The following is a 2173-nucleotide window of genomic DNA, read 5'->3' as shown; positions in this document are numbered from 1 at the left end:
GCGCGAAAGCCTGGACGCGCTGCGCGCACGCGCCTACACGCTGGCGAACACGGTGGACAAGGCGGTCACGCTGCAGGATTTCGAGCGGCACGCGCTGGCCACGCCCGGCGTGCCGGTGGCGCGCACGCACGCGGTGGCGGGCCTGTGGCCCGAGCTGCCCTGCTATCCGGCGCCCGGCGTCGTGGCGGTGGTGGTGGTGCCGCGCTGCCGGCTGCCCGCGCCCATGCCCGGCCGCGCGCTGCTGGAAGCGGTGCGCGCCTATCTGGAACCGCGGCGGCTGATCACCGGCGAGGTGCGGGTGCTGGCGCCGCGCTACCGGCCGGTCGGCGTGCAGGCCACCTTGCACCTGGAGGCCGAGGCCGATGCGGCGGCCGTGCCCCGGCTGGCCGCTGACGCGATCCGGCGCTTCTTCGATCCGCTGACCGGCGGGCCGGACGGCACCGGCTGGCCCATCGGCCGCACCGTGTACCGCAGCGAGATGCTGGCGCTGCTGGCCTCGCTGCCGGGCGTTCTGCGCGTCACCGATTTCGGCCTGCTCACGGCCGCCGGCTGCGGCTGCGACAACGTGGCGCTGTGCGCCCATGAACTGGTCCGCCCGGGCCGCCACCGGCTGCGCGTGGCGGCGGCATGGCCCCTCGATTTGCAAAGGAGTTCTCCGCATGAGTGCGAACCCATCCAATGACGCGCTGGCGCGCCTGAACTACTTCAACGGCCAGCGGCTGGCCGCCTCCGATTTCCGCAGCGAGCAGGCCTACCACCTGGGCGTGCGGCGGCTGCTGAACCGCTCGCTGTATTCGGCCGGCATCGTGAAGGGGCTGGAGGTGCTCAAGCACCCGAGCGACACGCACAAGGTGATGGTGCGCGGCGGCTTGGCCTTCGACCACCTGGGCCGCGAGATCGCGTTGCTGGCCGATGCCGAGGTGCAGGTCATGGGCGCGCCCAGCACCACCAAGGGCGTGGTGTTCGGCAACCTGCTGGCGGTGTCGTACCGCGAGCAGCGCACCCAGCCCGCGCAGGACGGCTGCATGGCCACCGTGCCCGGGCAGGCCTGCGCCGGCGACCTGGCCTGGGGCGCGCCGACGCGCATCGCCGCTGACGTGGTGTTCGAATTCCTCGACAGCTGGCCCGCGGCCGACAGCGGCAAGGTGGTGCTGGCCCAGCTCGAACTCGACGCCACCTGCCGGGTCGAGCGCGTGATGCCCGGCGTGCGGCGCTACGCCGTTCCGGTCAAGCCGCAGCAGGTGCGCGGCGTGAGCCTGGAAGGCGAGAAGGACATCGACTCGGCCAACCCGAAGGTGCTGTACTTCCACGTGGACGGCGGCTTTCCGAGCGAGGTCACGCTGTACCTGCGCGCGCGCAAGTTCAGCTCGCTCTACTACACCGAGCTGGGGCGGCACACGCACCACCTGAAGTTCAACACCGGCGCGGCCGGCGGCACGCCGTCGCACACGCATCCGCTCGAGCTGGGGGGCATCGCGCTGGCCGAGGCCGGCGAGCACCGGCACGAAATCTGGGCTTTCAGCGACGACAAGCAGAGCGGCGCCGTGGAGCTGGGCAACAACAACGAGGGTCCCTGGATGCTCACCGGCGGGGGCGGCGAGATGGGCGGGCGCGCGAACATGGAGATCCGGCCCTCGGGCAAGCACACCCACACCGTGGCGCCGGGCTCGATGCCGTCCAAGACCGGCGAAGGCGGCACGCTCTCGCCGCACACCCACGCGATCGACCAGAACAGCGACCCCACCGGCGTGCAGCCCGACACCCGCGCCGGCACGGCGCTCGGCTACGTCGACAAGCTGCGCGTGTTCCTGGACGGCCAGGACATCACGCTGCCGCTGCTGCAGCAGCTGGCCGCCAAGCCCGGGCAGGCCGCCAGCTGGGCACAGCTGGGCGACGGCAGCAACGGCCACGCGCTGGCCTCGCCCGAAGGCACCGGCGAGGTGGACCTGCTGAAGCTGGGCGTGGAGATCGGCCTGGGCCAGCACAAGCTGGAATTCAAGGTGCTGCAGCCCAACGTCGGCGGCAGCGTCCAGTACAACCTCTACGTGAGCTGACGTGGACGCACCCACCCGCCACCTGCTGCTGCGCGACCGCCGCCACTGGCTGGGCCAGCCCGCCGGCACGGTGCAGGACCGCGACGGCGCGCTCACCCTGGCGCGCGTGCCCGGCCCGC

General features: G+C 72.5%; 2 protein-coding genes. Both read left to right on the top strand.

Translation table 11 applies throughout. The features are described 5' to 3' along the window. On the top strand, positions 1-682 hold a 682-nt coding region (locus H0U68_RS13950; protein ID WP_296356571.1), incomplete at its 5' end, for a baseplate J/gp47 family protein. Then, the gene (locus tag H0U68_RS13945) at positions 660-2054 is read left to right on the top strand and encodes a hypothetical protein (RefSeq protein WP_296356568.1); all 1395 of its coding nucleotides are present in this window, start codon (positions 660-662) and stop codon (positions 2052-2054) included. The genes H0U68_RS13950 and H0U68_RS13945, both read left to right, overlap by 23 nt. The last annotated feature ends 119 nt before the right edge of the window (positions 2055-2173 follow it).

The organism is Ramlibacter sp. (assembly GCF_013697775.1).
GTDB lineage: Bacteria > Pseudomonadota > Gammaproteobacteria > Burkholderiales > Burkholderiaceae_C > Ramlibacter.
This window is presented reverse-complemented; position numbering and strand designations above follow the sequence as displayed.

Excerpts from the sequence above, each read along its gene's own strand:
- H0U68_RS13945 (WP_296356568.1), top strand. The coding sequence starts at position 660 with ATGAGTGCGAACCCATCCAATGACGCGCTGGCGCGCCTGAACTACTTC.